This window comes from Amycolatopsis sp. WAC 04182 (assembly GCF_003947465.1).
GTDB lineage: Bacteria > Actinomycetota > Actinomycetes > Mycobacteriales > Pseudonocardiaceae > Amycolatopsis.
The window spans coordinates 1215522-1241371 of record NZ_QHJJ01000002.1 but is presented as its reverse complement, the minus strand read 5'-3'; the positions used below and the strand labels follow the sequence as shown (position 1 = coordinate 1241371).

Sequence of the window (25850 nt, the reverse complement as noted above, 5' to 3'; positions counted from 1 at the left end):
CTTCATGTACTAGGGAAGGTGTGAAGGCCGCGGGGCCGCGTCAGCGGTCGTAGTCGACGCCCAGCTCGGGCGAAGTGGCCACCGCCCGGCAGGTCAGGATCCGGCCCGCCGCGACCTCGTCGTCCCCGAGCGCGTAGTGCACGTCCATCCGCGCGCTGCCCCGCACCACGGTCGCCCGGCAGGTGCCGCAGGCCCCGCCGACGCACGCGTACGGCGCGTCGACGCCGTGCCGGAGCGCGGCGCTGAGCACGGTTTCGCCCACCGTCGCGGGGATTTCGGCGGTCTTGCCGCCCGCGGTCACCGTCAGCGTCGGGCCCGGCCGCCGCGAGGGCCGGACGGGCAGCGCGCCCTGGAACAGTTCGAAGTGGACGTTCTCGTCGGGGACGTCCCGGTCCGCGAGGGTCCGGCGGGCCATGTCGACGAGGTCGCGCGGGCCGCACAGGAACCACTCGTCGACCTTCGCCGGGTGCAGCCGCGCCTGCAGCAGCGCGCGGAGACGGGTGTCGTCGAGGCGGCCGCGCTGGTAGCGCTCGTGCGAGATGGCGAGCGCCTCGCCGACGATGTCGAACGGCCTTTCGAGCCGGTGCGTGCGCAGATCGGGGTCGCGTTCGTCGGTGCGGTAGTGCACGACGTGCAGCCGCCCGCCCAGCCGTGTGGCGAGGGCGCCGAGTTCGTCGGCGAACATCGTGCTGGCACCGGAGGTGTTGATGTAGAGCAGGGTCGCCTTGCTGTTCGGCTCGTCCTGCAAGGTCGCGGTCAGGATCGAGAGGATCGGCGTGATCCCGCTGCCCGCGGCGAGCGCGACGTACCGCCCGGCGCGGCCCCGCGCCGGGGTCAGCGTGAACTCCCCGGCCGGCGGCAGGACGTCCAGTGCGTCGCCCGCCGCGAGTTCCGTGGTGGCGAATGTCGAGAACGCGCCGCCGAGCTGATGCTTGATCGCGATCCGCAGGACACCCGAGTCCGGCGTCGAGCAGATCGAGTAGGCGCGCCGCACCTCTTCCCCGTCGACCTCGGCGCGGATGACCAGGTGCTGGCCGGGGCTGAACCGGAAGGTCTCCCGCAGCCGGTCCGGCACGTCGAACGTCACGGTGACGGCCCCTTCGCACAGCGGCCGGACCTCGGCGACCCGCAGCGAATGGAACCGGCTCGGCTGCCGGGGCTGCGGTGCGGGCGGTTCCTCGTCGAACGAGCCGGTGAGCTGACGCCATTCGCGATACTCCGACGACGTCAGCTCGCGGCCCCACGGCGTCGCGATCGGCACGTCCCTCGCGAGGTACGCGTCGCGGTTGTCCTTCCACGTGCGCAGGTACCGGTAGAACGGGATCGCCGGGTGGAGATGGTGCACCAGGTGGTAGTTCTGGCACAGCATGATCGGCGTCATCAGCCATTCGAGCCCGACGCGGACGCGCGTGGCACCGAACCGGTTCTGCCGCTGCGCGCCGAGGTCGTGATGCGGCAGCCAGTCGAACCACCAGGCCAGCACGGCCAGCCCGACACGTTGCGGGATCAGGTAGACCATCAGCAGTTCCCAGCCGTGGCCGCTCACGGTCAGCCAGGCGAACGCGGCGAGGCTCAGTGTGAGGACAGCCCCGGTCTCGGCCCGCTCCGACGGCGGACGCGTGCGCTGCCGTGCCACGTAGAAGCGGGCGTACCAGAAGTCGATGGTCAGCCAGCGCAGCGGCAACTGCCACCAGGGGCCGTGCGCGGTCCAGGCGTCGGGATCGGTGTGGGCGTCCTCGTTGGTGTTGCGGTGGTGCTCCAGATGGATGTAGCGCACCAGGGGGAAGGAGCCGTAGGCCGCAACGAACGGCATCGCGATCCTGCCGAGCAGTTCGTTGACCCAGGTGAGCTGTCCGGCCGCGTGGTGCGTCGACTCGTGCAGCACGGTGAACATGGTGAAGGTGACGAGCGCGTGCAGGGGAATGGTCACCCAGAGCGGCGCGGCCTCGTTGACGACCAGCCAGGTGGCGCCCGTCCAGACCATGACGCCGCCGACGAACAACAGCACTGTCGGAATCGAGACCACCGGCAGCGGGAGACGGGGGTTGGGCACACCGCGTCTCGGTCTTCTCTCGGGTGATTCCCCCGTGTCCTCGGACCGGGTTACGGCGACGGTCATCGATCGTTCCCCTCGGTCGATGCTACCGGGACAAGCTGTCACACCGTAGACAATTAGTATTGGTTTGTAAACTTCATCCGATCGCCGAAACGCCTCGTCATGGCGCCCGATGGTGAAGCGTGGCACGCATCCGTGTCCAGGAAAGGGCCGGTTCGTAACAGAGAAGAACCGAAAACTGGTCCGATCGGGTGGTCGGAAGCCGGTTGGTCCGACGTTGTTCGAAACCCGCGACCGGCGGGCGAGGGCGGGCTGGTGGCCCCGGGCCCGGGCCGGTGAGCGACACGGCCTAGACTCGGACGGCCCGGTCTGCAAGGTGACCAGGGCACATCCGCCGTCGAAGACATGCGGATGCTCAAACACATCGTTTACCGCTCGAGGAGAATACGTTGAAGAGCACCGTCGAGCAGCTCAGCCCGACGCGAGTCAAGATCAATGTCGAGGTGCCGTTCGACGAGCTCAAGCCGAACTTCGACCGCGCCTACCGCAAGATCGCCCAGCAGGTGCGCATCCCCGGCTTCCGCCCGGGCAAGGCGCCGGCTCGCGTGCTGGAAAGCCGGATCGGGCGAGCCCCGGTGCTCGACGAGGTCGTCAACGAGGTCATTCCGGCCAAGTACATGGAAGCCGTGCGCGCGGGCGAGGTCCGCACGCTGGGCCAGCCCGAGTTCGAGGTGACCAAGCTGGAGGACCGTGAGGTCCTCGAGTTCACCGCCGAAGTCGACATCCGCCCGGAGATCTCGCTGCCCGACCTCGAAGGCTTCTCGGTCAGCGTCGACGACGTCGAACTGACCGACGCGGAGGTCGACGAGCAGCTCGACGAGCTGCGCGCCCGGTTCGGCACGCTCACCGGTGTCGACCGCCCGGCCGAGAACGGCGACTTCGTCTCGATCGACCTCGCGGCCACCGTCGACGGACAGGAGGTCGAGGAGGCCTCGACCACCGGCCTGTCCTACGAGATCGGCTCCGGCCAGCTCGTCGACGGCATCGACGAGGCGATCATCGGCGCGAACGCGGGCGAGACCAAGACCTTCACCACGAAGCTGGTCGCCGGCGAGCACACCGGCAAGGACGCCGACGTCACCGTCACCGTGCAGACCATCAAGCAGCGCGAGCTGCCCGAGGCGGACGACGAGTTCGCCCAGATGGCGAGCGAGTTCGACACGATCGACGAGCTGAAGGCCGACCTTCGCGAGCGGCTCGGCCGCGTCAAGAAGATGCAGCAGGGCGTCCAGGCCCGCGACAAGGTCCTCGAGGAACTGCTCGAGCGCACCGAGGTCGCGATCCCGGAGAAGGTCCTCGAGGCCGAGATCGAGAACCGCAAGCACGATGCGATCCACCCCTTCGACCACGACGAGGCGCAGTTCGCGAAGGCGCTCGAGGCCGAAGGCCGCACGATCGAGGAGTTCGACACCGAGGTCCGCGAGGAGTCGGAGAAGGCGGTCCGCACGCAGCTGCTGCTGGACAGCATCGCCGACGCCGAGCAGACGTCGGTCAACGACGGCGAGCTCACCGAGCGCATCATCTACCAGGCGCAGCGCTTCGGCGTCAGCCCGGACGAGTACGTCCAGCGGGCGCAGCAGTCCGGTCAGCTGACCGCGATCTACGCCGACGTCCGCCGCGGCAAGGCGCTGGCCTCGGTGGTCCGCAAGACCACCGTGACCGACGCCTCCGGCGCCACGGTCGACCTCGAAGAGCTCTTCGGCCCCGCAGCCGAGGAGACGCAGGTCACCGAGGAACCCGCGAAGACTGCGGCCGAGTAGGGAATATCCGGTCCGCTCGGAACGGACCGTAAAGCTGTAAGCGAACTTGGGCGGTGTCAGGCATTCTGCACCGCCCAAGTTCGTTAGGGTCGGTTGCAAGATCCTCAAGCATCTGGACATACGCGGCGGCGAACGTTCCACCCGCCGCCGTCGGCGAAAAGGCAGGCATGACGTGACGCAGCACACGCCCCAGGCGCGGACCGGTACCGCAGGGCTCAACCTCACCGACTCGGTCTTCGAGCGGTTGCTCCAGGAGCGCATCGTCGTCCTCGGCTCCGAGGTCAACGACGAGGTCGCCAACCGGATCACCGCCCAGTTGTTGCTGCTCGACGCAGACGACTCCGAGTCGGACATCCGCTTCTACATCAACTCGCCCGGTGGCTCGGTCACCGCGGGTTTCGCGATCTACGACACCATGCAGCTGATCCGCCCGGACGTCGCGACCTACGCGATGGGCCTGGCCGCGTCGATGGGGCAGTTCCTGCTCTCCTCCGGCACGCCCGGCAAGCGGTACGCGCTGCAGCACGCGCGCATCCTCATGCACCAGCCCTCGGCGGGTGTCGGCGGCACGGCCTCCGACATCGCCATCCAAGCCGAGGTGTTCGGCAAGTGGAAGCAGGAGCTGGCCAAGATCACGGCCGAGCAGACCGGCCAGACCGTCGAGCAGATCGTCAAGGACGGTGACCGCGACCGCTGGTTCACCGCGCAGGAGGCGAAGGACTACGGCTTCGTGGACCAGGTCCTCACGCGCGAGAACCCGCTTCCCAACAGCTGATCCGCTCCGGCACACAGGAGAATTTTCAATGAGCAACTTCCAGCTTCCGATCGGGTCGCAGGCGCCTGGGATGCAGTCGCGGCTCCAGCTGCCGCAGTCGCGGTACGTCCTGCCCTCGTACGTCGAGCGCACGAGCTACGGCATCAAGGAATCGAACCCGTACAACAAGCTGTACGAAGAGCGTCAGATCATGCTCGGCGTGCAGATCGACGACGCGTCGGCGAACGACGTCATGGTCCAGCTGCTGCACCTCGAGCACGAGGACCCGGACCGCGACATCATGATCCTGATCAACTCGCCCGGTGGCTCGTTCACCGCGCTGATGGCGATCTACGACACGATGCAGTACGTCCGCCCCGACATCGTCACCATGTGCATCGGCCAGGCCGCCTCGGCCGCCGCGGTGCTGCTGGCCGCCGGCACCCCCGGCAAGCGGTTCACCCTGCCGAACTCGCGCGTGCTGATCCACCAGCCCGCCACCGAGGGCACGTACGGCCAGGTGTCGGACCTGGAGATCCAGGCCAACGAGATCCAGCGGGTGCGGCGCCAGATGGAGGTCATCCTGGCGAAGCACACCAACAAGGACGCCGACGAGGTCAAGAAGGACATCGAGCGCGACAAGATCCTGACGGCCGACGAGGCCAAGGCGTACGGGATCGTCGACGAGGTGCTCGAGTACCGCAAGGCTTCGAGCAGCTGATCGCGGGAGGGACCGGTGCGTGTCGGGAGACGACACGCACCGGATCCCTGGTCTATGGTCAGCTTCTGGCGTGCTCAGATGTGGCGTTGGTTCTCCCGCCGACGGCATCGGGCGGGTACCGTCAGTGGCAGTGTGTGAGGCTCCGAGCGGTCATCCGTGACCGGGGCGGTAAGACAGTCAGGCGCGTACATCGCGCCGGAGGGGACGAGGTCAACGGCCATGGCACGGATCGGTGACGGCGGCGACCTGCTGAAATGTTCTTTCTGCGGCAAGAGCCAAAAGCAGGTGAAGAAGCTCATTGCCGGCCCCGGGGTCTACATCTGCGATGAGTGCATCGATCTCTGCAACGAGATCATCGAAGAGGAACTGGCCGAGGCCGGTGAGGTCAAGCTCGACGAGCTGCCCAAACCCGCCGAGATCCACGAGTTCCTCGAGCAGTACATCATCGGCCAGGACGACGCGAAGCGTTCGCTGGCCGTTGCGGTGTACAACCACTACAAGCGCGTGCAGTCCGACGACAAGGCCGGGCCGAAGGATTCCAAGGACGAGACCGTCGAACTGGCGAAGTCCAACATCCTGATGCTGGGGCCGACGGGGTGCGGCAAGACCTATTTGGCCCAGACCCTGGCGAAGATGCTGAACGTCCCGTTCGCGATCGCGGACGCCACGGCGCTCACCGAAGCCGGGTACGTGGGCGAGGACGTCGAGAACATCCTGCTCAAGCTGATCCAGGCGGCGGACTACGACGTCAAGCGGGCCGAGACGGGCATCATCTACATCGACGAGGTCGACAAGATCGCCCGGAAGTCGGAGAACCCGTCGATCACCCGCGACGTGTCCGGTGAGGGCGTGCAGCAGGCGCTGCTGAAGATCCTCGAGGGCACCACCGCTTCGGTGCCGCCGCAGGGCGGCCGTAAGCACCCGCACCAGGAGTTCATCCAGATCGACACGACGAACGTGCTGTTCATCGTGGCCGGCGCGTTCGCCGGGCTGGAGAAGATCATCAACGAGCGGGTCGGCAAGCGCGGCCTCGGTTTCGGCGCGGAGATCCGCACCAAGGCCGAGATCGACGAGAGCGACATCTTCTCCGACACCATGCCGGAGGACCTGATCAAGTTCGGGTTGATCCCGGAGTTCATCGGGCGTCTCCCGGTCGTCGCGACGGTGACCCACCTCGACAAGGACTCGCTGGTCAGCATCCTGACCACGCCGCGCAACGCGCTGGTGAAGCAGTACAAGAAGCTCTTCGAGATGGACAACGTCGAGCTGGAGTTCACCAAGACCGCGCTCGAGGCCATCGCCGACCAGGCCGTGCTCCGCGGCACCGGCGCCCGCGGCCTGCGCGCGATCATGGAAGAGGTCCTGCAGCCGGTCATGTACGACATCCCCAGCCGCGACGACGTCGCGAAGGTCGTCATCACCGAGCAGACCGTCCGCGAGAACGTGAACCCGACGATCGTGGCGCGTCAGCCGTCACGCCGTCGCAGCAGCGAGCGCGGCGAGAAGTCCGCCTAGAGAACGCCTCTTCGTCACCGATGCCCCGGCCGGATCCTTCCGGCCGGGGCATCGGTTTCTCCGGCCCGGTCCGGCCGGTGACCGGTCCGGGATAGGATGCGGTGGTGCCCTTGACTTCCACGAAGGACGAGAACGAGGCTCCCGAGCTGGCAGCCGCGAGTCCACGCGAGGTCAGGGGGCTCGTCGAGCTCACCGAACGCATCGTCGTCGGGGCCTACCGCGGGCATCCGTGGATCCCGCGCGCGCTGACGATCGCGCTGGGCGTACTGGTGGCGACCTGCCTGGTGGCCGGGGTCGTCCGCCTGTCGCCGCTGCCGCTGATCCCGTTGCCGTTCTTCGCCGTTTCCGCGTACGCGCTCATCCGGATCAAGGCGGCGCGAAGCGCGGAAGCGAATCAGTCCCTCGTCGCCTGGACCGGACTGTTCACCGCTGCGACGCTCGCCGGATTCTGGCTGATCTCGATGGCGGGACGCTGGCTCGGCTGATCGGCCGGGCATCTTTTTGCGAACTTCCCTCCGTTAGCGGGGTTTCAGAAACGCCCGAACGGGGTAAGACGAGTCCGTGACAGTCACCGCGGGCCCCTTCACCCATGTGGGCTTGCTCTACTCCGGTGACTCCGAGTACCTGGACGGTACGATCCCGTACATCCTGGAGGGCTTGAAGCACGACGAGCCCGTCGCGGTGGCCGTGCCGGGCCGGAATCTGACCCTGATCGAAGCGGCCTTGGGGGATTCCGCCGCGGAGGTCGAACTCATCGACATGAGCGAAGCGGGCCGGAATCCGGGCCGCATCCTTCCCGGTGTGCTGCTCGCGTTCGCGGACAACCGGCCGGGGCCGGTCCGGATCATCGGCGAGCCGATCTGGGCGGGCCGCTCGGCCGTCGAGTACCCGGCGTGCGCGCAGCACGAAGCGTTGATCAACTTCGCCTTCGGGGACCGCGACCTCAGCATCCTGTGCCCGTACGACCGGACCCGGCTCGGAGACGACGTCCTCGCCGACGCCGAGCGGACCCATCCGATCCTCGCCGGTGCCGACGGCGATCGCCCGAGCGCGGGCTACGCGCCCGACGCGGTCGTCGAGAAGTACAACCTGCCGCTGCCCGAGCCGCGGTCGGCCGACGCGTTCCGCTTCGACCTCGGCAGGCTCTCCGCGGTGCGCCGGTTCGCGCAGACGCGGGCCGAAGAGAGCGGGCTGGCCCAGGACCGGGTGGAGGATCTCGTGCTCGCCGTGGCGGAACTGTCCGCCAACAGCGTGCTGCACGGTTCGGGCAACGGTGTCGTCCGGGTCTGGCGGGACGAGGGCCACGTGCTCTGCGAGGTCATCGACGAAGGCACCTTGAGCGATCCGCTGGCCGGCCGCCGTCCCGCTTCGCCGGGACAGCTCGGCGGCCGTGGCCTGGTGCTGGTGAACCAGGTCGCCGACCTGGTCCGGCAGTACCTCAGACCGGGGTCGACCGTGACCAGGATCTACTTCCGCGTCTGAATTCAGGCGTTCTTCGGGACGTGCTTGCCGAGGAACGCGATCAGGCTCGGCACGACCGTGCGGTTGAAGGTGTCTCCGTGTTTGCCACGCGCGGTGTGCGCGACCAGGGGCCGCGCTTCGGAGATGAACTTCCGCACCCCGCCGATGAACGGGTCTTCGGTTCCGCACCAGATCCCGGTCGGCACGCTCTTGGTGACATCGATGTGGCGCAACGGATCCAGCGAGCCCCAGTCGGCGGCGTCACGGAACGCGCGCCGTTTGCTCATCTCGGCCCACGACGTGATCAGCGCGGGCGCGAGCGCCGCGACCGCGGCGGGCGGACGACGGCGTTCCAGACGGCGCCGGGTGTACAGCAGCGCGCCGAAGCCGCCCATCGAAAGCCCGGTGGCGGCGAACGGCTGCCCGTCCCGGCCGCCGAGGCCGCGGGCGGTCAGCCAGCGGGGGACCTCTTCGAGCAGCATCGCCATCGGGTTGTCGCCGGGCTGGTTCTCGTGCCAGTAGTGGTCACCGCCGTCGACGGCGACGAACCCGAACGCCGGCACCGCCTTGCGGGCGACGTCGCTGCTGAGCTGCTTGAGCAGCCCGGTCGGAGCCGCGTGGCGTGCGGTGCCGTGGAGACCGTGCAGCATCAGTGACATCGGCAGGCCCTTGGGCGGGGCCTTGGTCGGCAGCATGAGCACCAGATCGACCTCGCGGCCGCGGGCTTCGGAGTAGACGCGTTCGACGCGGGGCTTGCCCAGCTGGGTGGCCGGCGTCGGCGACGCGACGCCGAGAGCCCGCTGGAGCGCTTCGCTGAACGGGAGGGCTCCGGTGGCCGTTCCGGCCGCGAGCCCGGCGACTCCGAGACCGGAGGCGCCGGCGATCAGCACGGAACGACGGCTCAGCCACCGGCGGGCGCCGTCCACCCCCGGCAGCGTCGTGTGCCCCTGGTCGTCCTCGTTCACCGATCCCCGTTCCCCCGTGAGCTTCCACCAGGTCAGACGTGCGTTTCCGCTCGAAGGTTGCACGATTCACCGACCTGTGACCGGGGTATCGCCGGATCAGGTGCCGATGTTTCCCTCTTTCGCGCGCCAGGCCTCGATCGAGATCCGCGCGGACCGCGTCGCGGCCTCGTAAGTGTCGCCGAGACCCACGCCCAGGGCGGTGGCCAGGGGAATCAGGATGTGGTCCACACCATTCTCGCCGTCGCCGAAGTGACCGGCGACCTCCAGCGTGATGTAGCCGTGCACGGCGCTCCAGAGCTGGGCGGCGACTTCGAATTCCGGGGTGGGACGGAACCGGCCGGCGTCGATCACCCGCTTCGCGGCGCGGACGAGGTAGCCGAACGCCTCGATGCCCTCTTCGCTGGCGTTCTGGCGGGTCTCCTCTTTGGTCATGTCGCCCAGGGCGGCCTTCTGCCCGCTGGGCTGGCTCTGCCCGAAGGTCACCGCGTAGAGCTGCGGGTTTTCCACCACGGTCCGCCGGTACGCCAGCGCCAGGGTGAGGATGTCGGCGACCGGGTCGTCGGTTTCTTCGACTTCGCCCAAATTCGCCGACAGCCGCCGGAAGCCTTCGCGGGCGACCTCGTTCACCAAGGCGCCCATCCCGCCGAAGTGGGTGTACACGGCCATGGTCGAGGCGCCGATTTCAGCCGCCAGCTTGCGGGCCTGGAGCGCCTCGGGGCCGCCGTCGGAGAGCAATCGGATCGCCGCCTCGATCAGCTTGGCCTTGACCTCGGCGGCGGAGGGTTTCGATGCCATGCTTGCCAGTGTCCCATAACCCTGTTATAAATGAGTGCATAACATCGTTATTCCGCCGGTAGGGGGCCAGTGATGGGCAACAAGTTCCTCGAGGGCAACTTCGCCCCGGTCAGCCGTGAGCACACGATCACCGAACTGCCCGTCACCGGGCACATCCCGGAGTACCTCGACGGGCGCTATCTGCGGAACGGGCCGAACCCGCTGTCCGAAGTGGACCCGGCGACCTACCACTGGTTCATGGGCGACGGCATGGTGCACGGCGTCCGGCTGCGGGACGGCCGCGCCGAGTGGTACCGCAACCGCTGGGTGCGCAACCCGCGCCTGTCCGGGGAGCTGGGCGAGCGCTGGGAAGGCGGTGCGGCCGCCGGCCTGGGGGCCAACACGAACGTGATCGGCCACGCGGGCAAGACCCTGGCGCTGATCGAGGGCGGCGCGACCAGCTTCGAGCTGACCGACGAGCTCGACACCGTCGGTGCCTGCGACTTCGACGGCACCCTTCCCGGCGGCTACACCGCCCATCCGAAGCGTGATCCGGAGACCGGCGAACTGCACGCCGTGTCGTACTTCTTCGGCTCGGGCAACAAGGTCCAGTACTCGGTGATCGATGCCCAAGGCCGGGCGCGCCGCACGGTCGACGTCGAGGTCACCGGTTCGCCGATGATGCACGACTTCTCCCTGACCGAGAAGCACGTCGTGTTCTACGACCTCCCGGTCACCTTCGACAGCGACCAGGCCGTCACCGCGTCCGTGCCGTCGATCCTGCGCACGCCCGCGCGGCTCGTGATGTCCGCGTTGGTGGGCAAGGTGAAGGTGCCGGATCCCTTCGGCGCGAAACTGCGTCAGCGGATCTCGGGCAACGCGGGCCTGCCGTACCGCTGGAACCCGAAGTACCCGGCGCGGATCGGGGTCATGCCGCGGGAGGGCGGCAACGGCGACGTCCGCTGGTTCGAGATCGAGCCGTGCTACGTCTTCCACCCGATGAACGCCTACGACGACGGCGACGACATCGTGCTGGACGTCGTCCGGCACCCGAAGATGTTCGACACGGAACTGCTCGGGCCGGCCGAGGGGCCGCCGACCCTGGACCGCTGGACCATCGACCTGACCGTCGGCAAGGTCGTCGAAGAACGCCTCGACGACCAAGGGCAGGAGTTCCCGCGCGTCGACGAGCGCCTGGTCGGGCGGCGGCACCGCTTCGGCTATTCAGTGTCCACAAGGGACGGGTCGGCGTCCTCGGGTGCGCTGCTGAAGCACGATCTGTGGAACCGGTCGGTCGCGTCGAGGGAATTCGGTGCGGGCAGTCAGGTGGGGGAGTTCGTCTTCGTTCCGTCCTCTATGGACGCGGGAGAGGACGAGGGTGTGCTGATGGGCTTCGTCTACGACGCCGCGACGCAGAAGAGCGATCTGACCATTTTGGACGCGGGGACGCTGGAGACCGTCGGCGCCGTGCACCTGCCGGACCGGGTGCCGAACGGTTTCCACGGCAACTGGGTGGGCGCCTGAGGGTTGAAAGCGTCCTTCACCGCATGCCACGCGGTGAAGGACGCTTTCGTCTCGTGAGACGCGGTGAAAGCGTCCTTCAGCTCCCGAGGCCGAGCACCCGCTGTTCGCCGCTGTAGAGGTTCATGCTGTCGCCGCGCAGGAAACCGATGAGGGTCATGCCGTTCTCGTCGGCCAGTTCCGCGGCCAGCGACGACGGTGCGGAAACCGCCGCCAGCAGGCCGATCCCGGCCATGGCGGCCTTCTGCACCAGTTCGAACGAGGCGCGGCCGGACACCAACAGGCCGACGTCCGCCGCCGGGATCCGGCCCTCCTGCAGCGCCCAGCCGAGGACCTTGTCGACGGCGTTGTGCCTGCCGACGTCTTCGCGGACGACGGCGAGGTTCCCGTCGCCGTCGAACAGGGCGGCCGCGTGCAGCCCGCCGGTGCTGGAGAACACCTTCTGGTGGGCGCGGAGCGTGTCCGGGAGCTTCGACAGTACGGCGGTGCTCACCGCGAACTCGGACTTCTCCGGAGAAAACCGGCTTTTCAGTTTCACTGCGTCGAGCGCGGCCTTGCCGCAGACGCCGCACGAGGACGTGGTGTAGAAGTTCCGCTCGACACCCGTCTCCGGCGGAGCCACCCCTTCGGCCAGTGCGATGTCCAGGACGTTGTAGGTGTTGCGGCCCTGGTCGTCGACGCCGTCGCAGTACCGCGCGACCGCGACGTCCTCGCGTGAGGTGAGCACGCCCTCCGACAGCAGGAACCCGTGCGCCAGTTCCACGTCGTTGCCGGGTGTCCGCATGGTGACCGCGAGTGCCTTGCCGCCGACGCGGATCTCCAGCGGTTCTTCGGCCGCGAGCGCGTCGGGCCGCCGCACGTCCTTCGTCGCGGAGATCTTCCGCACCGGACGCCGCACCGTCACCCTGCCCACGTGTGGTCCACCCTTCCGACCGATTATTCGACGCCGAAACATTCAACACCTGAGTACTGCAACGTCGGGAATTAAGTAATACATTCCCAGTGCACATCCTCAGAGTACGGAGGCGCCGGATGGCTGTCGGCTTCCTGGACCGTTCCCGCATCGTCGCAGCACCGGGCTGGAGCCGCTGGCTGGTGCCGCCCGCCGCGCTGGCCGTCCACCTGTCGATCGGTCAGGCGTACGCGTGGAGCGTGTTCAAACCGCCGCTGGAGAAGACCCTCGGGCTCAGCGGTACGGAGAGCGCCCTGCCGTTCCAGCTCGGCATAGTGATGCTCGGGCTGTCGGCGGCGTTCGGCGGGACGCTGGTCGAACGCAACGGGCCGCGCTGGGCGATGTTCGTCTCGATGGTCTGTTTCAGCTCGGGCTTCCTGCTTTCCGCGCTCGGCGTGGCGACGTCGCAGTACTGGCTCGTCGTCCTCGGCTGGGGCGGGATCGGCGGCATCGGGCTCGGCATCGGCTACATCTCGCCGGTGTCGACGCTGATCAAATGGTTCCCGGACCGGCCGGGGATGGCCACCGGGATCGCGATCATGGGCTTCGGCGGCGGCGCGCTGATCGCCTCCCCGTGGTCTTCGCAGATGCTGGGCGCGGCGCCGTGGTCGATCGGGACCGTCGCGACGGCCTTCCTCGTGCACGGCCTGGTCTACGCGGTCTTCATGACCCTCGGCATCCTGCTGGTCCGGGTGCCCGCCGACGGCTGGAAGCCCGCGGGCTGGGAACCGAAGACCGACCACGGCACCGCGATGATCACCACCGCGAACGTGTCGGCGCGCAACGCCATCAAGACGCCGCAGTTCTGGCTGCTCTGGGTGGTCCTGTGCTTCAACGTGACCGCGGGCATCGGCATCCTGGAGAAGGCGTCGCCGATGATCGCGGACTTCTTCCGCGAGACCTCGACACCGGTCGGCACCGCCGCGGCCGCCGGGTTCGTCGCGTTGCTCTCGCTGACCAACATGCTCGGCCGGTTCGTCTGGTCGTCCACTTCGGACCTGGTGGGGCGCAAGAACATCTACCGCCTGTACCTCGGTGTCGGCGCCCTGCTGTACCTGGTGATCGCGCTGACCACCAACGCGTCGAAGCTCGTGTTCGTCCTGTGCGCCATGCTGATCCTGTCGTTCTACGGCGGTGGCTTCGCGACCGTGCCCGCGTACCTGAAGGATCTCTTCGGCACCTACCAGGTGGGCGCGATTCACGGCAGGCTGCTGACCGCGTGGTCGATGGCGGGCGTGCTCGGGCCGCTCATCGTCAACGCCATCTCCGACAGCCAGAAGGCGGCGGGCAAGGTCGGCCCCGACCTCTACACGACGTCGCTGTTCATCATGATCGGCCTGCTGGTCGTCGGGTTCGTCGCCAACGAACTGGTGCGCCCGGTCAACCCGAAGTACCACGAGCCGGCGTCGTCCGGCGAGCCCGCGAGGAGTGAGGCCCGATGACCGAACAAGCTCCCGTTCGCCGCCGCACCGGGCTGATGGTCTTCGCCTGGCTGTGGGTCGCGCTCCCGTTCGCCTACGGCGTCTACGAACTGTTCCGGAAGGTCGTCCAGCTCTTCGGCGGCTAGGCCGTGGGCTGAAGACTCCCTTCGCCGCGTCTGATGCAGTGAAAGGCGCCTTCGCCTCCGGTCGCCAGGGTCGTGAGTGGCGTTTCGGGTTCGTCTGAGGGGTAAGGCAAAGGTGGAGTGTTGCGAAAGCCACTTTCGCAACGCTGAAGGTTGTGAAAGTGGCTTTCGCAACGTCGGTGGGATGGGTGGCCGGCCGGGTGGGGATCGATCGTGGGCGCGGGCTTCGAGCGGCACCCACCCCTCTCGTGAGTGGCTTCCGGTGTCCCCAATGTGACATTGGGGGCACCGACTGAGCAGCCAACTGTGTCCTGTGTTGTCTCGGCGCGGCACTCACGACCACCTGTGCCGACGCTTTCGGGCACCTTCGCCCTGCGGCTCAGAAAGCGTCCTTTGTGGACACTGGAATGCGGGCCTGCGGAACACCGGCTAGGGTCTGGCCGTGGGAGTTTTGGTGACCGGGGCGTCGCGCGGTATCGGCCGGGCGATCGCGCGGGCCTTCGCGGAAAAGGGCGACCGAGTCGCCGTCCACTACGCCTCGAAGCGGGAGGACGCCGAGCGGACACTCGGCGACTTGCCCGGTTCCGGGCACGGGCTGATCCAGGGCGACCTGTCGGATCCCGAGGTGGCGCAGCGGGTCGCCGACGAGGCCGAAGCGCTGGTGGGCGGCGTCGACGTCCTGGTGAACAACGCCGCCCTCGCCCCGTCCGCGGCGGTCGCGCATTCCCTCGCGGAAGTGTCCTATGCGGACTGGCAGCGCGTCTGGCGGCGGATGCTCGACGTCAACGTGCTCGGCACCGCGAACGTGACCTACTGCGTGACCCGGCACATGATCGAGCGCGGCGCGGCAGGCCGCGTGGTCAACATCGGTTCGCGGGGCGCCTTCAAGGGCGAGCCCGAGTTCCCGGCGTACGGCGCGAGCAAGGCCGCGCTGCACTCGCTCGGGCAGTCGCTCGCCGTCGCCCTCGCCCCGCACGGGATCGCGGTGACCTCGGTCGCGCCCGGTTTCACCGCGACGGACCGGGTCGCGGCGAAGGTCGAAGGCGCGAGCGGGGAGAGCCCGTTCGGCCGGGTCGGCACGGCGGAGGAGGTCGCGGCGGCGGTGGTCTACCTCGCTTCCGCCGAGGCCACGTGGGCGTCCGGCGCGATCCTCGACCTGAACGGCGCGTCGCATCTGCGCATGTGAACTGGATCACCTATGCAGCACTGACGGCCTCCCGCGCGTCTAAAGATCGTGCACAAGCTGGGGAAGGTCCTGGTCGCCGCGCTGGCGGTGGCGGTGTTCGGCGGGACCGCGTACGGATACACGACGCTGGAGTCGCTCGAAGGCGTCACCCGTGAAGACGTGATCGAGGCGCCGGACCCGGGAGAACAGCCCGCCGATGGCTCGCTGGACATCCTCCTGGTCGGTCGCGACGCGCGGACCGACAACCAGGACCGGCCGCTACCGCCGGAGATCCTGCGCGAACTGCGGGCCGGGGCGAACGGCGACGACCTGACCGACACGCTCATCGTGCTCCGCATCCCCAACGGGCAGCAGGCCGTGAAGGCCTTCTCGATCCCGCGTGACTCGTGGGTCGCGCAGCCGGGCACGAAGGACAAGAGCAAGATCAACGAGATCTTCGGCCGAACCAAGTTCGCCTCGGCGAACGAGCAGCGCGCGGCGGGCAAGACCGACAAGGCCGAGATCAACAAGCAGGCGATCACCGCCGCGCGGAAGGCGACCCTGAAAGCGGTCGAGGAGCTCAGCGGCGTCAAGATCGATCACTTCGCCGAGGTCAACCTGCTGAGCTTCTACGAGATCAGCAAGGCCGTCGGCGGGGTCGAGGTGTGCCTGAACAAGGCCACCAAGGACCGGGATTCGGGCGCGGACTTCCCGGCCGGACGGCAGACGATCCAGGGTGCCGACGCGCTCGCCTTCGTCCGCCAGCGCAAGAACCTGCCCCGCAGCGACCTCGACCGCGTGCGCCGTCAACAGGTGTTCCTCGCCGGACTGGCGCAGAAGGTGCTGTCCGGCGGAACCCTCGCCAACCCGGCGCGGGTGTCCGATCTGATCGACGCCGTGAAGCGCTCGGTCGTCCTCGACGGTTCGTGGGATCTGCTCGACTTCGTCCGGCAGATGCGCGGGGTCTCCGGCGGTGGCATCGCCTTCGAGACGATCCCGGTGGTCAACCCCGACTACCGCTACGACCCCCGGCACCCGACCTGGACCGCGGTGCAGGTGGACCCCGCCCAGGTGCGCGCGTTCGCCGCCTCGCTGATCGGCGCCCAGCCCACGACACCGCAGGCGCCCGCCGGCCCCAAGGTCGACGTCGTCAACGCGAGCGGCAAGGACGGCCTCGCCGCCCGCGTCTCGGACCTGTTGGCGGGGAAGGGATTCGGCAAGGGCGACACGAAGGCCGAAGCCGGGCGGCGTACCTCGGTCGTCCGGTACAGCGACGCGGCCGGGCCCGCGGCGGAGATCGCGAAACTGCTCGGTGGACTGGACGTCCAGAAAGCCGATTCGGTCGCCGCGGGCCAGATCGAGGTCGTCCTCGGTCAGGTCTACAAAGGACCGGGCGTGTCCGCGGGCGGAGGAGCGCCCGCCCAGGGCGACCAGCCGATCACCCCGGACACCGCCGGCTGCATCGACTGATCCTCAGCCCGGTGGGACCTTGCCGTTCTTGGCCACCGGAAGGCCCAGCTGGACCGGTTCGGTGATGGCGACCTCTTCGCCGGGAAGCCGCGCCAGCACCGGGTTCAGGTGGGTCAGTTTCAGCGTGACCGGCCCGACGACGCTCGGGGCGGTGCTGACGTCCGCCTTCGCCAGATCCAGCCACTGGACGGTGCCGAGCACCTCCGGCGGGATCTCGTCACCGCGTTTGGCCACCGGGACGCACAACTGCCGCGCGTTGCCGACCTTGACGTCCACCTTCGGCCGGTCGGCCAGCACCGGGTTGAGGTGGCCCAGCGTCAGCGGGAACGGGATGGTGGGGATCCCGAGGACGCGTAGCGCGTAGCACTCGAGATCGATGTGCCGCACGAACGACAGGATCTCCGGCGGCGGCAGCTTCCCGTTCTTCGCGACCGGGACGCACAACTGCTCCGGCGACAACATGGTCACGTGCGAGTCCTGGATCCCCAGCTTCCGCACGACGGGGTTCAGGTGGCTCAGCGTCAGCGGGAAGTCCACCGAGCGGCCTTCGATCCGGTAGCAGGACAGATCCACCCAGCGGACGTAGTCGAGGATCCCCGGCGGCGGGACGGCGCCGTTCTTCGCGACCGGCACGCAGAGCTGCTGACGTTCCCCCAGCTTGACCGTCTCCGACGGCAGTTTCGCGAGGACGGGGTTGAGATGCCTGAGGGTGAGCTCGGTCGGCGGCGGTTTGTAGCCCTCGGTCCGGTAGCAGGACAGGTCCAGCTGGGAGACGAAGGGCAGCGGCGGTGGTGCGCCCGGAGCGGCGGTGGCCGCGCCGGGCAGTACCGCGACGAGCAGGAGCGAGGCCAGGGCGGCGAAGCAGCGCAGAGTCGATCTTCGTGACATGGCAAGGCCTTTCCGCGAAGTGGGTCGGTCACTTCACGGTGGACCCCTGCCGAGCCCGGCCGACACCGCCGACCGGGCAGCCTAAGGTGCGGTCGCCGGCTCCAGCCGCACCACGATCGCCTTCGACACCGGGGTGTTCGACTTGTCCGCCACCGAATCCAGCGGCACCAACGCGTTCGCCTCGGGGAAGTACGCGGCCGCGCAGCCCTTCGCCGTCGGATAGGAGACCACCCGGAACCGCGGGGCCCGGCGGTCGCCGTCCCGCCATTCCGAGACCAGGTCGACCATCGCGCCGTCGGCGAGCCCGAGCGAGACCAGGTCGTCGGGGTTCACCAGCACCACGCGCCGCGCGTCCTCGATCCCGCGGTAACGGTCGGAAAGGCCGTAGATCGTGGTGTTGTACTGGTCGTGGCTGCGCATCGTCTGCAGCAGCAGCCTGCCTTCGGGCACCTCGGGATACTCGAGTTCGGAGACGGTGAAGTTCGCCTTGCCGTTGGCGGTCCCGTTGAACTGCCGGGAATCGCGCGGCGCGTGCGGCAGGACGAACCCGTCGGGCTCGCGCACCCGGGCGTTGTAGTCGTGGCAGCCGGGGACGACGCGGGCGATCCGGTCGCGGATGAGGTCGTAGTCGGCGTGGAAGTCCCGCCACGGCACGGCGTGCCCGGCACCGAACAGGGCCTCCGCGAGATGACAGACGATGGCGACCTCGGAGAGCAGGTGCTCACTGGCCGGGGCCAGCCTGCCGCGTGAGGTGTGCACCTGCGACATCGAGTCTTCGACGGTGACGAACTGTTCGCCGCCCGCCTGGACGTCGCGTTCCGTGCGGCCGAGGGTGGGCAGGATCAGCGCGGTCCGGCCGGGGACGACGTGCGAGCGGTTGAGCTTCGTCGACACGTGCGCGGTCAGCGAGCACGACTTGAGCGCCTTCTCGGTCAGCTCCGTGTCCGGGGTGGCGGAGGCGAAGTTGCCGCCGACGGCGAAGAAGACCTTGCCCTTGCCGTCCCGCATCGCGCGGATCGCGGCGACGGTGTCGTGGCCGTGCTCCCGCGGCACCTTGATGCCGAACTCCGCGTCGAGACTGTCCATAAAGGACTCCGGCATCTTCTCCCAGATGCCCATCGTCCGGTCGCCCTGCACGTTGGAGTGCCCGCGCACCGGGCACAGGCCCGCACCCGGTTCGCCGATCATGCCGCGCACCAGCGCCAGGTTCGCGATCTCGGAGATCGTCTGCACCGCGTGCTTGTGCTGGGTCAGGCCCATCGCCCAGCAGTAGATGGTCCGCTTCGACGTCGCGATCATCCGCGCCAGCCGCTCGATCTGCTCTCGCGGCAGCCCGGTCGCGGCGCCGACCTCGGTCCAGTCGATCTCCCGCAGATGTTTCGAGTAGTCCTCGAACCCCTCGGTGGACGACTCGACGAACGCGCGGTCGACGATCGTGCCGGGAGTCTCCTCTTCCCACTTCAGCAGCAGATGACCGATCGCCTGGAACAGCGCGAGGTCGCCGCCGAGCCGGATCTGCGCGAACTCGTCGGCCAGCGGGGTGCCCTTGCCGACCACACCGCGGACGTTCTGCGGGTTCTTGAACCGCATCAGCCCGGCTTCGGGCAGCGGGTTGACCGCCATGATCTTCGCGCCGTTGCCCTTGGCCTCCTCCAGCGCGGACAGCATGCGCGGGTGGTTGGTGCCCGGGTTCTGGCCGACCACCACGATCAGGTCCGCCTTGTGGATGTCGGCGAGCGACACCGAACCCTTGCCGATCCCGGTCGTGGCCGCGAGCGCCGCGCCGGACGACTCGTGGCACATGTTGGAGCAGTCGGGAAGGTTGTTGGTGCCGTAGGAGCGCACGAGCAGCTGGTAGAGGAACGCGGCCTCGTTGCTGGTGCGGCCGGAGGTGTAGAAGATCGCCTCGTTCGGATCCCGCAGCGCGCGAAGCTCGTCCGCGACCAGCGTGAACGCGTCGTCCCAGGAGATCGGCTCGTAATGCGTCGCGCCTTCGCGCAGCACGAACGGCTCGGTGATGCGGCCCTGCTGGCCGAGCCAGTAGTCCGTCTTCTCGGCCAGTTCTTGAATCGAGTGCGCGGCGAAGAACTCGCGGCCGACGCGGCGCTTCGTCGCCTCCTCGGCGACGGCCTTCGCGCCGTTCTCGCAGAACTCGGCGAGTTTGCGGTGCTCACCGTCGACCTCGCGCGGCTCCGGCCAGGCGCAACCTGGGCAGTCGAAGCCGTCGCGCTGGTTCAGCAGGCGCAGCGTCTTCACCGTGCGCGCGGCGCCCATCTGTTCCATGCCGCGCATCAGGGAGACGGCGACCCCGGGGATCCCGGCCGCCCAGCTCTTCGGTTTCCCGACCTCGAGCTGTGTCTCGTCAACGTCGTTCGCGGGTGCTTCGCGGGTCATGACCCCATCGTGCGCCTTGCCGCTCCCGCGCGCGACCGAGGGGTCAGGCGTCGGTGACGAGCCGGGCGATCTGCGTGTCGTCCAGCGGGAACCAGGGTGTCTCGTTGACGCCGCGTTCCTGCACCGCGTTCACCGTCACCGCGGCCACGACCAGCACGATCAGGCCGACGAGCGCGGCCACGCCCGGCCACCGGCTCGTCCCCGGAGCGGAGTAGCCGCCACCGGAGGCCGCCTTGCGCTCCTTGCGGCGCTTCTTCTTGAGCTCCTTCTTCGCACCCAGCCAGGCGTCCAGCTCGGCGTGCTTCTGCCAGTTCGGGTCGACCAGGTCCGGGTGGGTCTCGATCCGCCGGTCCTCTTCGTCCATCTCGTCCTCTTCCCCCGGGTTCGGCTACTCGCAGTTGCCCGTCGAGGGCAGGGGTTTCGTCGGGTCGTACGTGTCGGCTTCGTCGACCGCGATCGCGCCGTCGACGGGTTTGCTCTTGTCAGCGTACTGGGGCGCGAGGATGCCGGTCTTGATCGCGTCGCACGCCATGTGCGAGTGGTAGCCCGCGCCTTCGCCGAAACTGAGCCCGGCGTCGGCCTTTTCGAACGGCGGCGCCTTGCGGATCACGTAGTCCTGTTCGTCGCGGACGAACGGGACGATGTCCGACGGCGACCGGGCCTCGCCCGGATGCGCGTCGAAGGCGTAGGCGGTCGTGTAGCTCGCGTGGACGACCAGCTCGCCCTTGTCGCCGGGTTTCGCCGTGAGGAAGCCGGTCATGCGCGGAAGCACCTGCAGCAGGCGGTTCGGGCCGACGAGGGTCAGGTACTTGCCTTTTTCGACGGTGAGCGCGCTGGTGAGCGCCGGTTCGAGCCGGACGCGCTCGTTCGGGGCCAGCAACCGGAGCAGCTCCGAGCCGTCCGCGTGCTGCAGCGCCCTAGAACCCAGCCGGGCGGCCGTGACGGCCTGCGTCACGGTCCGGTACGCCGCATCGACCTCCTCGGCGGTGAAATCGCCGACGGCCTTCCCCGGCGGCACGACGATCCCCGCGATGCCTTCGCGCCAGTACGCGGCGGGGGTGCGGTCATAAGGCCGGTTCAGGTCGACCCCGCCGGACACCGGAGCGGCCTTCGGCGGCTGCCCGAAGCCGGGGACGTCGTTGACGCCGCGTCCCTGTACCCGGTGCACGACGACCGCCGCGACCACGAGCACGATCAACGCCAGGACCAGGACGGGACCGCCGGACACCCGGAAACCGCGGCGCGACGCCTGCTTCCGCCGCTTCTTGATGTCCTTCTTCGCGCCGAGCCAGGCGTCCACTTCCGCGTGCTTGCGCCAGTCCGGATCCATCAGATCCGGATGCGTCTCCAACCGCCGGTCTTCCAAGAGCCCGCCCCTCCCCAGTGCGTCACGACATCCCCTCATCGGCTGGGAACGGCGGGCGTTACGGCCGGTGAGGAACTCGTTAGAGGGGGTTCGTAGACTTGTCAACTGTGACCGAGAACGCCCAGCAGCAGCAGACCGACCTTCCGGGTACCTGGAACCCGGCCGACGAAGAAGCCTCGCTCTACCAGCGTTGGGTAGACGCCGGCTACTTCACGGCCGACCCCACGTCGGACAAGCCGCCGTTCACGGTAGTCATCCCGCCCCCGAACGTGACCGGTTCGCTGCACATCGGGCACGCGTTCGAGCACACCCTGATCGACGCCATCACCCGCTACCACCGCATGCTCGGCGACGAGACGCTGTACCTGCCGGGCATGGACCACGCGAGCATCGCGGTCCACGCGCTGGTCGAGAAGCAGCTCCGCGCCGAGGGCACCAGCCGCCGCGAACTCGGCCGTGAGGCCTTCGTGGAGCGCGTCTGGCAGTGGAAGAACGAGCACGGCGGCAAGATCCTCGCCCAGATGAAGCGCCTCGGCGAGGGCGTCGACTGGACCCGTGAGCGGTTCACCATGGACGACGGCCTGTCCAAGGCCGTCAACACGATCTTCAAGAAGCTCTACGACGACGGCCTGATCTACCGCGCCGAGCGGCTGGTCAACTGGTCGCCGGAGCTGCGGTCGGTGCTGTCCGACGCCGAGGTGAAGCACGAAGAGGTCGAAGGCGAACTCGTCTCGATGCGCTACGGCGACGGCGAGAACGCGATCGTCGTGGCCACCACCCGGATGGAGACGATGCTCGGCGACACCGCCGTCGCGGTCCACCCGGACGACGAGCGCTACACGCACCTCATCGGCACCGAGGTCGAGTTGCCGCTGACCGGGCGCAAGATCCCGATCGTCGCGGACAAGCACGTGGACCCGGAGTTCGGCACCGGTGCGGTCAAGGTGACCCCCGCGCACGACCCGAACGACTTCGAGATCGGCCAGCGGCACGACCTGCCGATGATCACGATCATGGACGAGCAGGGCCGCATCGACGGCACCGGCACCGAGTTCGACGGCATGGACCGCTTCGAAGCCCGTGTCGCGGTGCGGGAGAAGCTGCGCGAGCAGGGCCGCATCGTCGCGGAGAAGCGTCCGTACCTGCACAGCGTCGGGCACTCCGAGCGGTCCAAGGAGCCGATCGAGCCGCGGCTTTCGCTGCAGTGGTTCGTCAAGGTCGGCCCGCTCGCGAAGGCCGCCGGCGACGCGGTGCGCGACGGCCGGGTGAACGTCCACCCGCCGGAGATGGAGAAGCGCTACTTCGACTGGGTCGACAACCTGCACGACTGGTGCATCTCGCGTCAGCTGTGGTGGGGCCACCGCATCCCGGTCTGGTATGGCCCGAACGACGAGGTCGTCTGCGTCGGACCGGACGAGGAGCCGCCTTCGGGTGAGGGCTGGACCCAGGACCCCGACGTCCTCGACACCTGGTTCTCGTCGGGCCTGTGGCCGTTCTCCACCCTCGGCTGGCCGGAGAAGACGCCGGACCTGAACAAGTTCTATCCGACGTCGGTGCTGGTCACCGGCTACGACATCCTGTTCTTCTGGGTCGTGCGGATGATGATGTTCGGCCTCTACGCCACCGGCGAGGCGCCGTTCAAGACCATCGCGCTGCACGGCATGGTCCGCGACCAGTTCGGCAAGAAGATGTCGAAGACCGCGGGCAACGGTGTCGACCCCATCGAGTGGATGGACCGCTACGGCACCGACGCGTTGCGTTTCACCCTCACGCGGGGCGCCAACCCGGGCACCGACGTGCCGATCGGCGAAGAATGGGTCGCCGGGTCCCGGAACTTCACCACGAAGCTCTGGAACGCCACCAAGTTCGCGATGATGAACGGCGCGGACGCGAACGCCCCGCTGCCCCCGGCCGCCGAGCTCACCGAGGCCGACCGCTGGATCCTCGGCAGGCTCGGCAGCGTCGTCGACGAGGTGACCGGCTACCTGGCGGACTACCAGTTCGCGAAGGCCACCGACACGCTCTACCAGTTCACCTGGACGGAGCTGTGCGACTGGTACCTGGAGCTGTCGAAGGTCCAGGTCTTCCAGGGCGACGAGGCCCGCGTGACGGCGACGCGCGCGGTGCTGGGGCACGTGTTCGACACGGTGCTGAAGCTGCTGCACCCGTTCATCCCGTTCATCACCGAGAAGCTGTGGACGGCGCTGACCGGCCGCGAATCGCTGGTGATCGCCCCGTGGCCGGTGGCCGACGCCTCGTACGCCGACGCCGTGGCGGACAAGCGGATCGCGGACGTGCAGAAGCTGGTCACCGAGGTCCGCCGGTTCCGCGCGGACCAGGGCCTCAAGCCCAGCCAGAAGGTGGCCGCGCGGCTGTCCGGCGACGGGTTCGCCGAGATCACCGGACACGACGAGCCGATCCGCGCGCTGGTCCGGCTCACGCAGCCCGAAGACGGCTTCGCGCCGAGCGCGTCGCTCGAGGTCGGCCTGTCGGCCGGTGTCGTCACCGTCGAACTGGACCTGTCCGGCACGATCGACGTCGCCGCCGAGCGCAAGCGCCTGCAGAAGGACCTCGGCGCGGCGGAGAAGGAACTGGCGCAGGCCGAGGCCAAGCTCGGCAACCAGGCCTTCATCGACAAGGCGCCGGAGCCGGTGATCGGCAAGATCCGGGCCCGCAAGGAGACCGCGGTGGCCGACATCGAGCGCATCAACGCCCGGTTGGCGACGCTGCCCGCCTCCTGACGACTGCAATGAAGGGGCCTTTCATCGCAAATTTTGCGATGAAAGGCCCCTTCATTGCGCGTGGGGTGGCTCAGCGGAGGTGACGGAGGACCACTCCGGCCACCCCCACCATCCCGGTGCGATAGGGGTGATAGGCAGCCGCGGCGAGCAGTTTCGTGTGCTGCCCGTTGATCCACGCGGCCCCGTTCGGCGCGCAGGCGTCGTGCCCGGCGGACGGACCGAACGTGTCCACGAAGGTCGACTTGCCGTCGGCGGCGACGGCCTTCTCGATCGCCGAGTTCAACGCCTTCTCGACGTCGTTGAGCCAGGCGTAGTCGCCCTCGGCGAAGGGCAGGATCTTCGGGCAGTAGCCGCGTTCCGGCGCGATCCGCGGGTAGCCGACGACGAGCACGTCGGCGCGCGGCGAGCGGGCGTGGATCCCGGCCAGCACCTTTTCGACGTTCTTGCCGGTGTCGGCGATCTTGGCCTTGATGGTGTCGACACCGCCGACGGTGAACCGGTCCTGGCACGGATTCCCCGTGGGATCGCTCGCGCGCAGTGACGGGCAAGTGCCGACGAGCGTGCCGAAGACGCCGTAGTCGTTGCCGCCGATCCCGACCGTGACCAGGTCGGTGTTCGCGCGCAGGGCGTTGAACTGAGGCGGGTTGCTGCCGAGGGTCACGTTCTGCCGCTGCGTCATGTCGGTGGTGTCGGCGCCGCCGCAGCTGATGTCGGTGAAGGAGCGGACACGCAGCGCCGAGGCGAGGATCGACGGGTAGTTCTGCGTCGACTTGCCGCAGAAGAGCGGGTCGAGGCGGGGGAGCGGGATGAGCGGTCCGGAGGTGTAGGAATCACCCAGCGCGACGTAATTCCGGTAGGACCGCGTGGCGGCGGTGGCCGCCGTGGTGGAGGCGATCAGCAGGACGACGGTCGAGACGGCCGCGAACAGGACGCGTCTGAAGCGCATGAGGACCCCGATCTCCGGACTGGATGGCCTCTCAAAAATGAACCGGATCCGGCCGGGTCGGGCCCGCCGATCGGGTGGTCGGGCGCCGGTTTCACCCGCTTGGGGTGTCACATCGGGTGATCGTCTTCCGGCCTGCGGTAGACGAGGAGATAGCGGTAGAAGAGCAGGTTCCGGACCTTGCTCCCGGGCAGCAGCCTGTCCGCGTCGCGCCGGATCCGGTTCATCGGCGGGTAGGTCTCCACGATCGGCGCCGTCGGCAGCGGATCGGCCCCGCCGTTGAGCCGCTCGCCCGCGTACACGACCGCCCTGGCCACGGCGTTGACCGGAGAGGCCACGAGGGCCCGCGCGTAATCGGCGAACGTGCTGGGCCTGCCGAGGCCGAGCACGGCCAGCACACCGCCCGGGACCAGCGCGTCCCGCAACTTCGTGACCGTGTCGAACGGCACATGGTGGAGCGACGCGAGGCAGGAGATGAAGTCGTACGCCTCCTCCGGCAGCTTTTCGGTGGCCACGTCGGCCTGCCGGTACGAGATCGTGCCCGGCCCCGGCGAACCGGCGGCACCGGCGAGCTCGATCATCGGGCCGGACCGGTCGATCGCCTCGACGTGCATCCCGGTCGCCGCGAGCCGCCGCGCGAACCGCCCGCTGCCGCAGCCCACGTCCAGCGCCACGCCGGGACCGGGAGGCAGCTGGTCGAGCAGCAGCGGGTGGTAGTGGTCGTTGTGGTTGAACCCCATGCGTCGAGAGTGCCAGGAAAAGCCGCACGTAGACTCGGTC

General features: G+C 68.6%; 22 protein-coding genes. 12 read left to right on the top strand and 10 right to left on the bottom strand.

What is annotated here, in order from left to right; all coding sequences use genetic code 11:
* Positions 1-40: 40 nt before the first annotated feature.
* Positions 41-2053, bottom strand: a complete 2013-nt coding sequence (locus DMH01_RS13050; protein WP_125676318.1) for a fatty acid desaturase — start codon at positions 2051-2053, stop codon at positions 41-43.
* Between the two features lie 452 nt (positions 2054-2505).
* Here DMH01_RS13050 and tig point away from each other — a divergent pair, with 452 nt between their 5' ends.
* The 6 genes from tig (at position 2506) to DMH01_RS13020 (ending at position 8348) form a co-directional block, all read left to right on the top strand.
* On the top strand, positions 2506-3876 hold the full coding sequence (gene tig / locus DMH01_RS13045) for a trigger factor (protein ID WP_125676316.1): 1371 nt from the start codon (positions 2506-2508) through the stop codon (positions 3874-3876).
* 172 nt (positions 3877-4048) lie between these two features.
* Positions 4049-4651, top strand: coding sequence for a ClpP family protease (locus DMH01_RS13040; RefSeq protein ID WP_125676314.1), 603 nt, complete (start codon positions 4049-4051; stop codon positions 4649-4651).
* A gap of 28 nt (positions 4652-4679) precedes the next feature.
* Positions 4680-5351, top strand: a complete 672-nt coding sequence (locus DMH01_RS13035) for an ATP-dependent Clp protease proteolytic subunit (protein WP_016332354.1) — start codon at positions 4680-4682, stop codon at positions 5349-5351.
* Positions 5352-5570: 219 nt separating this feature from the next.
* Positions 5571-6866, top strand: a complete 1296-nt coding sequence (gene clpX / locus DMH01_RS13030) for an ATP-dependent Clp protease ATP-binding subunit ClpX (RefSeq protein ID WP_016332355.1) — start codon at positions 5571-5573, stop codon at positions 6864-6866.
* Between the two features lie 104 nt (positions 6867-6970).
* Positions 6971-7351, top strand: coding sequence for a hypothetical protein (locus DMH01_RS13025; protein ID WP_233621488.1), 381 nt, complete (start codon positions 6971-6973; stop codon positions 7349-7351).
* A 76-nt stretch (positions 7352-7427) separates the two neighbouring features.
* The gene (locus tag DMH01_RS13020; RefSeq protein WP_305016641.1) at positions 7428-8348 is read left to right on the top strand and encodes a sensor histidine kinase; all 921 of its coding nucleotides are present in this window, start codon (positions 7428-7430) and stop codon (positions 8346-8348) included.
* A gap of 2 nt (positions 8349-8350) precedes the next feature.
* Here the strand turns inward: DMH01_RS13020 and DMH01_RS13015 are convergent, their stop codons facing one another.
* Both DMH01_RS13015 and DMH01_RS13010 read right to left on the bottom strand, forming a co-directional pair.
* A complete protein-coding gene (locus DMH01_RS13015; protein ID WP_125676310.1) occupies positions 8351-9292 on the bottom strand; it encodes an alpha/beta hydrolase family protein in 942 nt (313 codons plus the stop codon).
* Positions 9293-9388: 96 nt separating this feature from the next.
* On the bottom strand, positions 9389-10087 hold the full coding sequence (locus DMH01_RS13010; RefSeq protein WP_125676308.1) for a TetR/AcrR family transcriptional regulator: 699 nt from the start codon (positions 10085-10087) through the stop codon (positions 9389-9391).
* A gap of 72 nt (positions 10088-10159) precedes the next feature.
* On the opposite strand from DMH01_RS13010, the gene DMH01_RS13005 reads away from it, so the two are divergent.
* The gene (locus DMH01_RS13005; RefSeq protein ID WP_125676306.1) at positions 10160-11590 is read left to right on the top strand and encodes a carotenoid oxygenase family protein; all 1431 of its coding nucleotides are present in this window, start codon (positions 10160-10162) and stop codon (positions 11588-11590) included.
* A 76-nt stretch (positions 11591-11666) separates the two neighbouring features.
* Here DMH01_RS13005 and fdhD read toward each other — a convergent pair whose 3' ends face one another.
* On the bottom strand, positions 11667-12500 hold the full coding sequence (gene fdhD, locus DMH01_RS13000) for a formate dehydrogenase accessory sulfurtransferase FdhD (protein ID WP_125676304.1): 834 nt from the start codon (positions 12498-12500) through the stop codon (positions 11667-11669).
* A 119-nt stretch (positions 12501-12619) separates the two neighbouring features.
* On the opposite strand from fdhD, the gene DMH01_RS12995 reads away from it, so the two are divergent.
* The 4 genes from DMH01_RS12995 to DMH01_RS12980 all read left to right on the top strand — a co-directional run bounded on the left by DMH01_RS12995 (position 12620) and on the right by DMH01_RS12980 (position 16738).
* Complete coding sequence (locus DMH01_RS12995; protein WP_125676303.1) at positions 12620-13981, top strand: OFA family MFS transporter; 1362 nt, start codon at positions 12620-12622, stop codon at positions 13979-13981.
* Positions 13978-14106 (top strand): hypothetical protein, encoded by a 129-nt coding sequence (locus DMH01_RS43540; RefSeq protein WP_255432039.1) that lies wholly within the window; start codon positions 13978-13980, stop codon positions 14104-14106. The genes DMH01_RS12995 and DMH01_RS43540 overlap by 4 nt, the downstream gene beginning before the upstream one ends.
* Before the next feature lie 439 nt (positions 14107-14545).
* Entirely contained in the window at positions 14546-15289 is a 744-nt protein-coding gene (locus DMH01_RS12985; RefSeq protein WP_199745459.1) for an SDR family NAD(P)-dependent oxidoreductase, read from the top strand.
* Positions 15290-15337: 48 nt separating this feature from the next.
* Entirely contained in the window at positions 15338-16738 is a 1401-nt protein-coding gene (locus DMH01_RS12980; protein ID WP_125676299.1) for an LCP family protein, read from the top strand.
* 3 nt (positions 16739-16741) lie between these two features.
* Here DMH01_RS12980 and DMH01_RS12975 read toward each other — a convergent pair whose 3' ends face one another.
* From DMH01_RS12975 to DMH01_RS12960, 4 genes are all read right to left on the bottom strand, one after another.
* Positions 16742-17626: a hypothetical protein gene (locus tag DMH01_RS12975; RefSeq protein WP_125676297.1), complete on the bottom strand. Its 885-nt coding sequence runs from the start codon at positions 17624-17626 to the stop codon at positions 16742-16744.
* Between the two features lie 81 nt (positions 17627-17707).
* Positions 17708-20020 (bottom strand): FdhF/YdeP family oxidoreductase, encoded by a 2313-nt coding sequence (locus tag DMH01_RS12970; protein ID WP_125676296.1) that lies wholly within the window; start codon positions 20018-20020, stop codon positions 17708-17710.
* A gap of 43 nt (positions 20021-20063) precedes the next feature.
* Positions 20064-20384: a hypothetical protein gene (locus DMH01_RS12965; protein WP_125676294.1), complete on the bottom strand. Its 321-nt coding sequence runs from the start codon at positions 20382-20384 to the stop codon at positions 20064-20066.
* Between the two features lie 24 nt (positions 20385-20408).
* Entirely contained in the window at positions 20409-21386 is a 978-nt protein-coding gene (locus tag DMH01_RS12960) for a hypothetical protein (protein ID WP_233621487.1), read from the bottom strand.
* 107 nt (positions 21387-21493) lie between these two features.
* On the opposite strand from DMH01_RS12960, the gene DMH01_RS12955 reads away from it, so the two are divergent.
* A complete protein-coding gene (locus DMH01_RS12955; RefSeq protein WP_125676292.1) occupies positions 21494-24127 on the top strand; it encodes a valine--tRNA ligase in 2634 nt (877 codons plus the stop codon).
* A 70-nt stretch (positions 24128-24197) separates the two neighbouring features.
* On the opposite strand, the gene DMH01_RS12950 is transcribed toward DMH01_RS12955, so the two are convergent.
* Positions 24198-25073: an SGNH/GDSL hydrolase family protein gene (locus DMH01_RS12950; RefSeq protein ID WP_125676290.1), complete on the bottom strand. Its 876-nt coding sequence runs from the start codon at positions 25071-25073 to the stop codon at positions 24198-24200.
* 107 nt (positions 25074-25180) lie between these two features.
* Entirely contained in the window at positions 25181-25810 is a 630-nt protein-coding gene (locus tag DMH01_RS12945; protein WP_125676288.1) for a bifunctional 2-polyprenyl-6-hydroxyphenol methylase/3-demethylubiquinol 3-O-methyltransferase UbiG, read from the bottom strand.
* Positions 25811-25850: the final 40 nt, after the last annotated feature.

Coding starts and splice junctions, on each gene's coding strand:
- DMH01_RS12995 (WP_125676303.1), top strand. CDS start 12,620: ATGGCTGTCGGCTTCCTGGACCGTTCCCGCATCGTCGCAGCACCGGGC.
- clpX (WP_016332355.1), top strand. CDS start 5,571: ATGGCACGGATCGGTGACGGCGGCGACCTGCTGAAATGTTCTTTCTGC.
- DMH01_RS13035 (WP_016332354.1), top strand. CDS start 4,680: ATGAGCAACTTCCAGCTTCCGATCGGGTCGCAGGCGCCTGGGATGCAG.
- DMH01_RS12965 (WP_125676294.1), bottom strand. CDS start 20,384: ATGGACGAAGAGGACCGGCGGATCGAGACCCACCCGGACCTGGTCGAC.
- DMH01_RS13005 (WP_125676306.1), top strand. CDS start 10,160: ATGGGCAACAAGTTCCTCGAGGGCAACTTCGCCCCGGTCAGCCGTGAG.
- DMH01_RS13010 (WP_125676308.1), bottom strand. CDS start 10,087: ATGGCATCGAAACCCTCCGCCGCCGAGGTCAAGGCCAAGCTGATCGAG.
- DMH01_RS12950 (WP_125676290.1), bottom strand. CDS start 25,073: ATGCGCTTCAGACGCGTCCTGTTCGCGGCCGTCTCGACCGTCGTCCTG.
- DMH01_RS12975 (WP_125676297.1), bottom strand. CDS start 17,626: ATGTCACGAAGATCGACTCTGCGCTGCTTCGCCGCCCTGGCCTCGCTC.
- DMH01_RS43540 (WP_255432039.1), top strand. CDS start 13,978: ATGACCGAACAAGCTCCCGTTCGCCGCCGCACCGGGCTGATGGTCTTC.
- DMH01_RS12970 (WP_125676296.1), bottom strand. CDS start 20,020: ATGACCCGCGAAGCACCCGCGAACGACGTTGACGAGACACAGCTCGAG.
- DMH01_RS12945 (WP_125676288.1), bottom strand. CDS start 25,810: ATGGGGTTCAACCACAACGACCACTACCACCCGCTGCTGCTCGACCAG.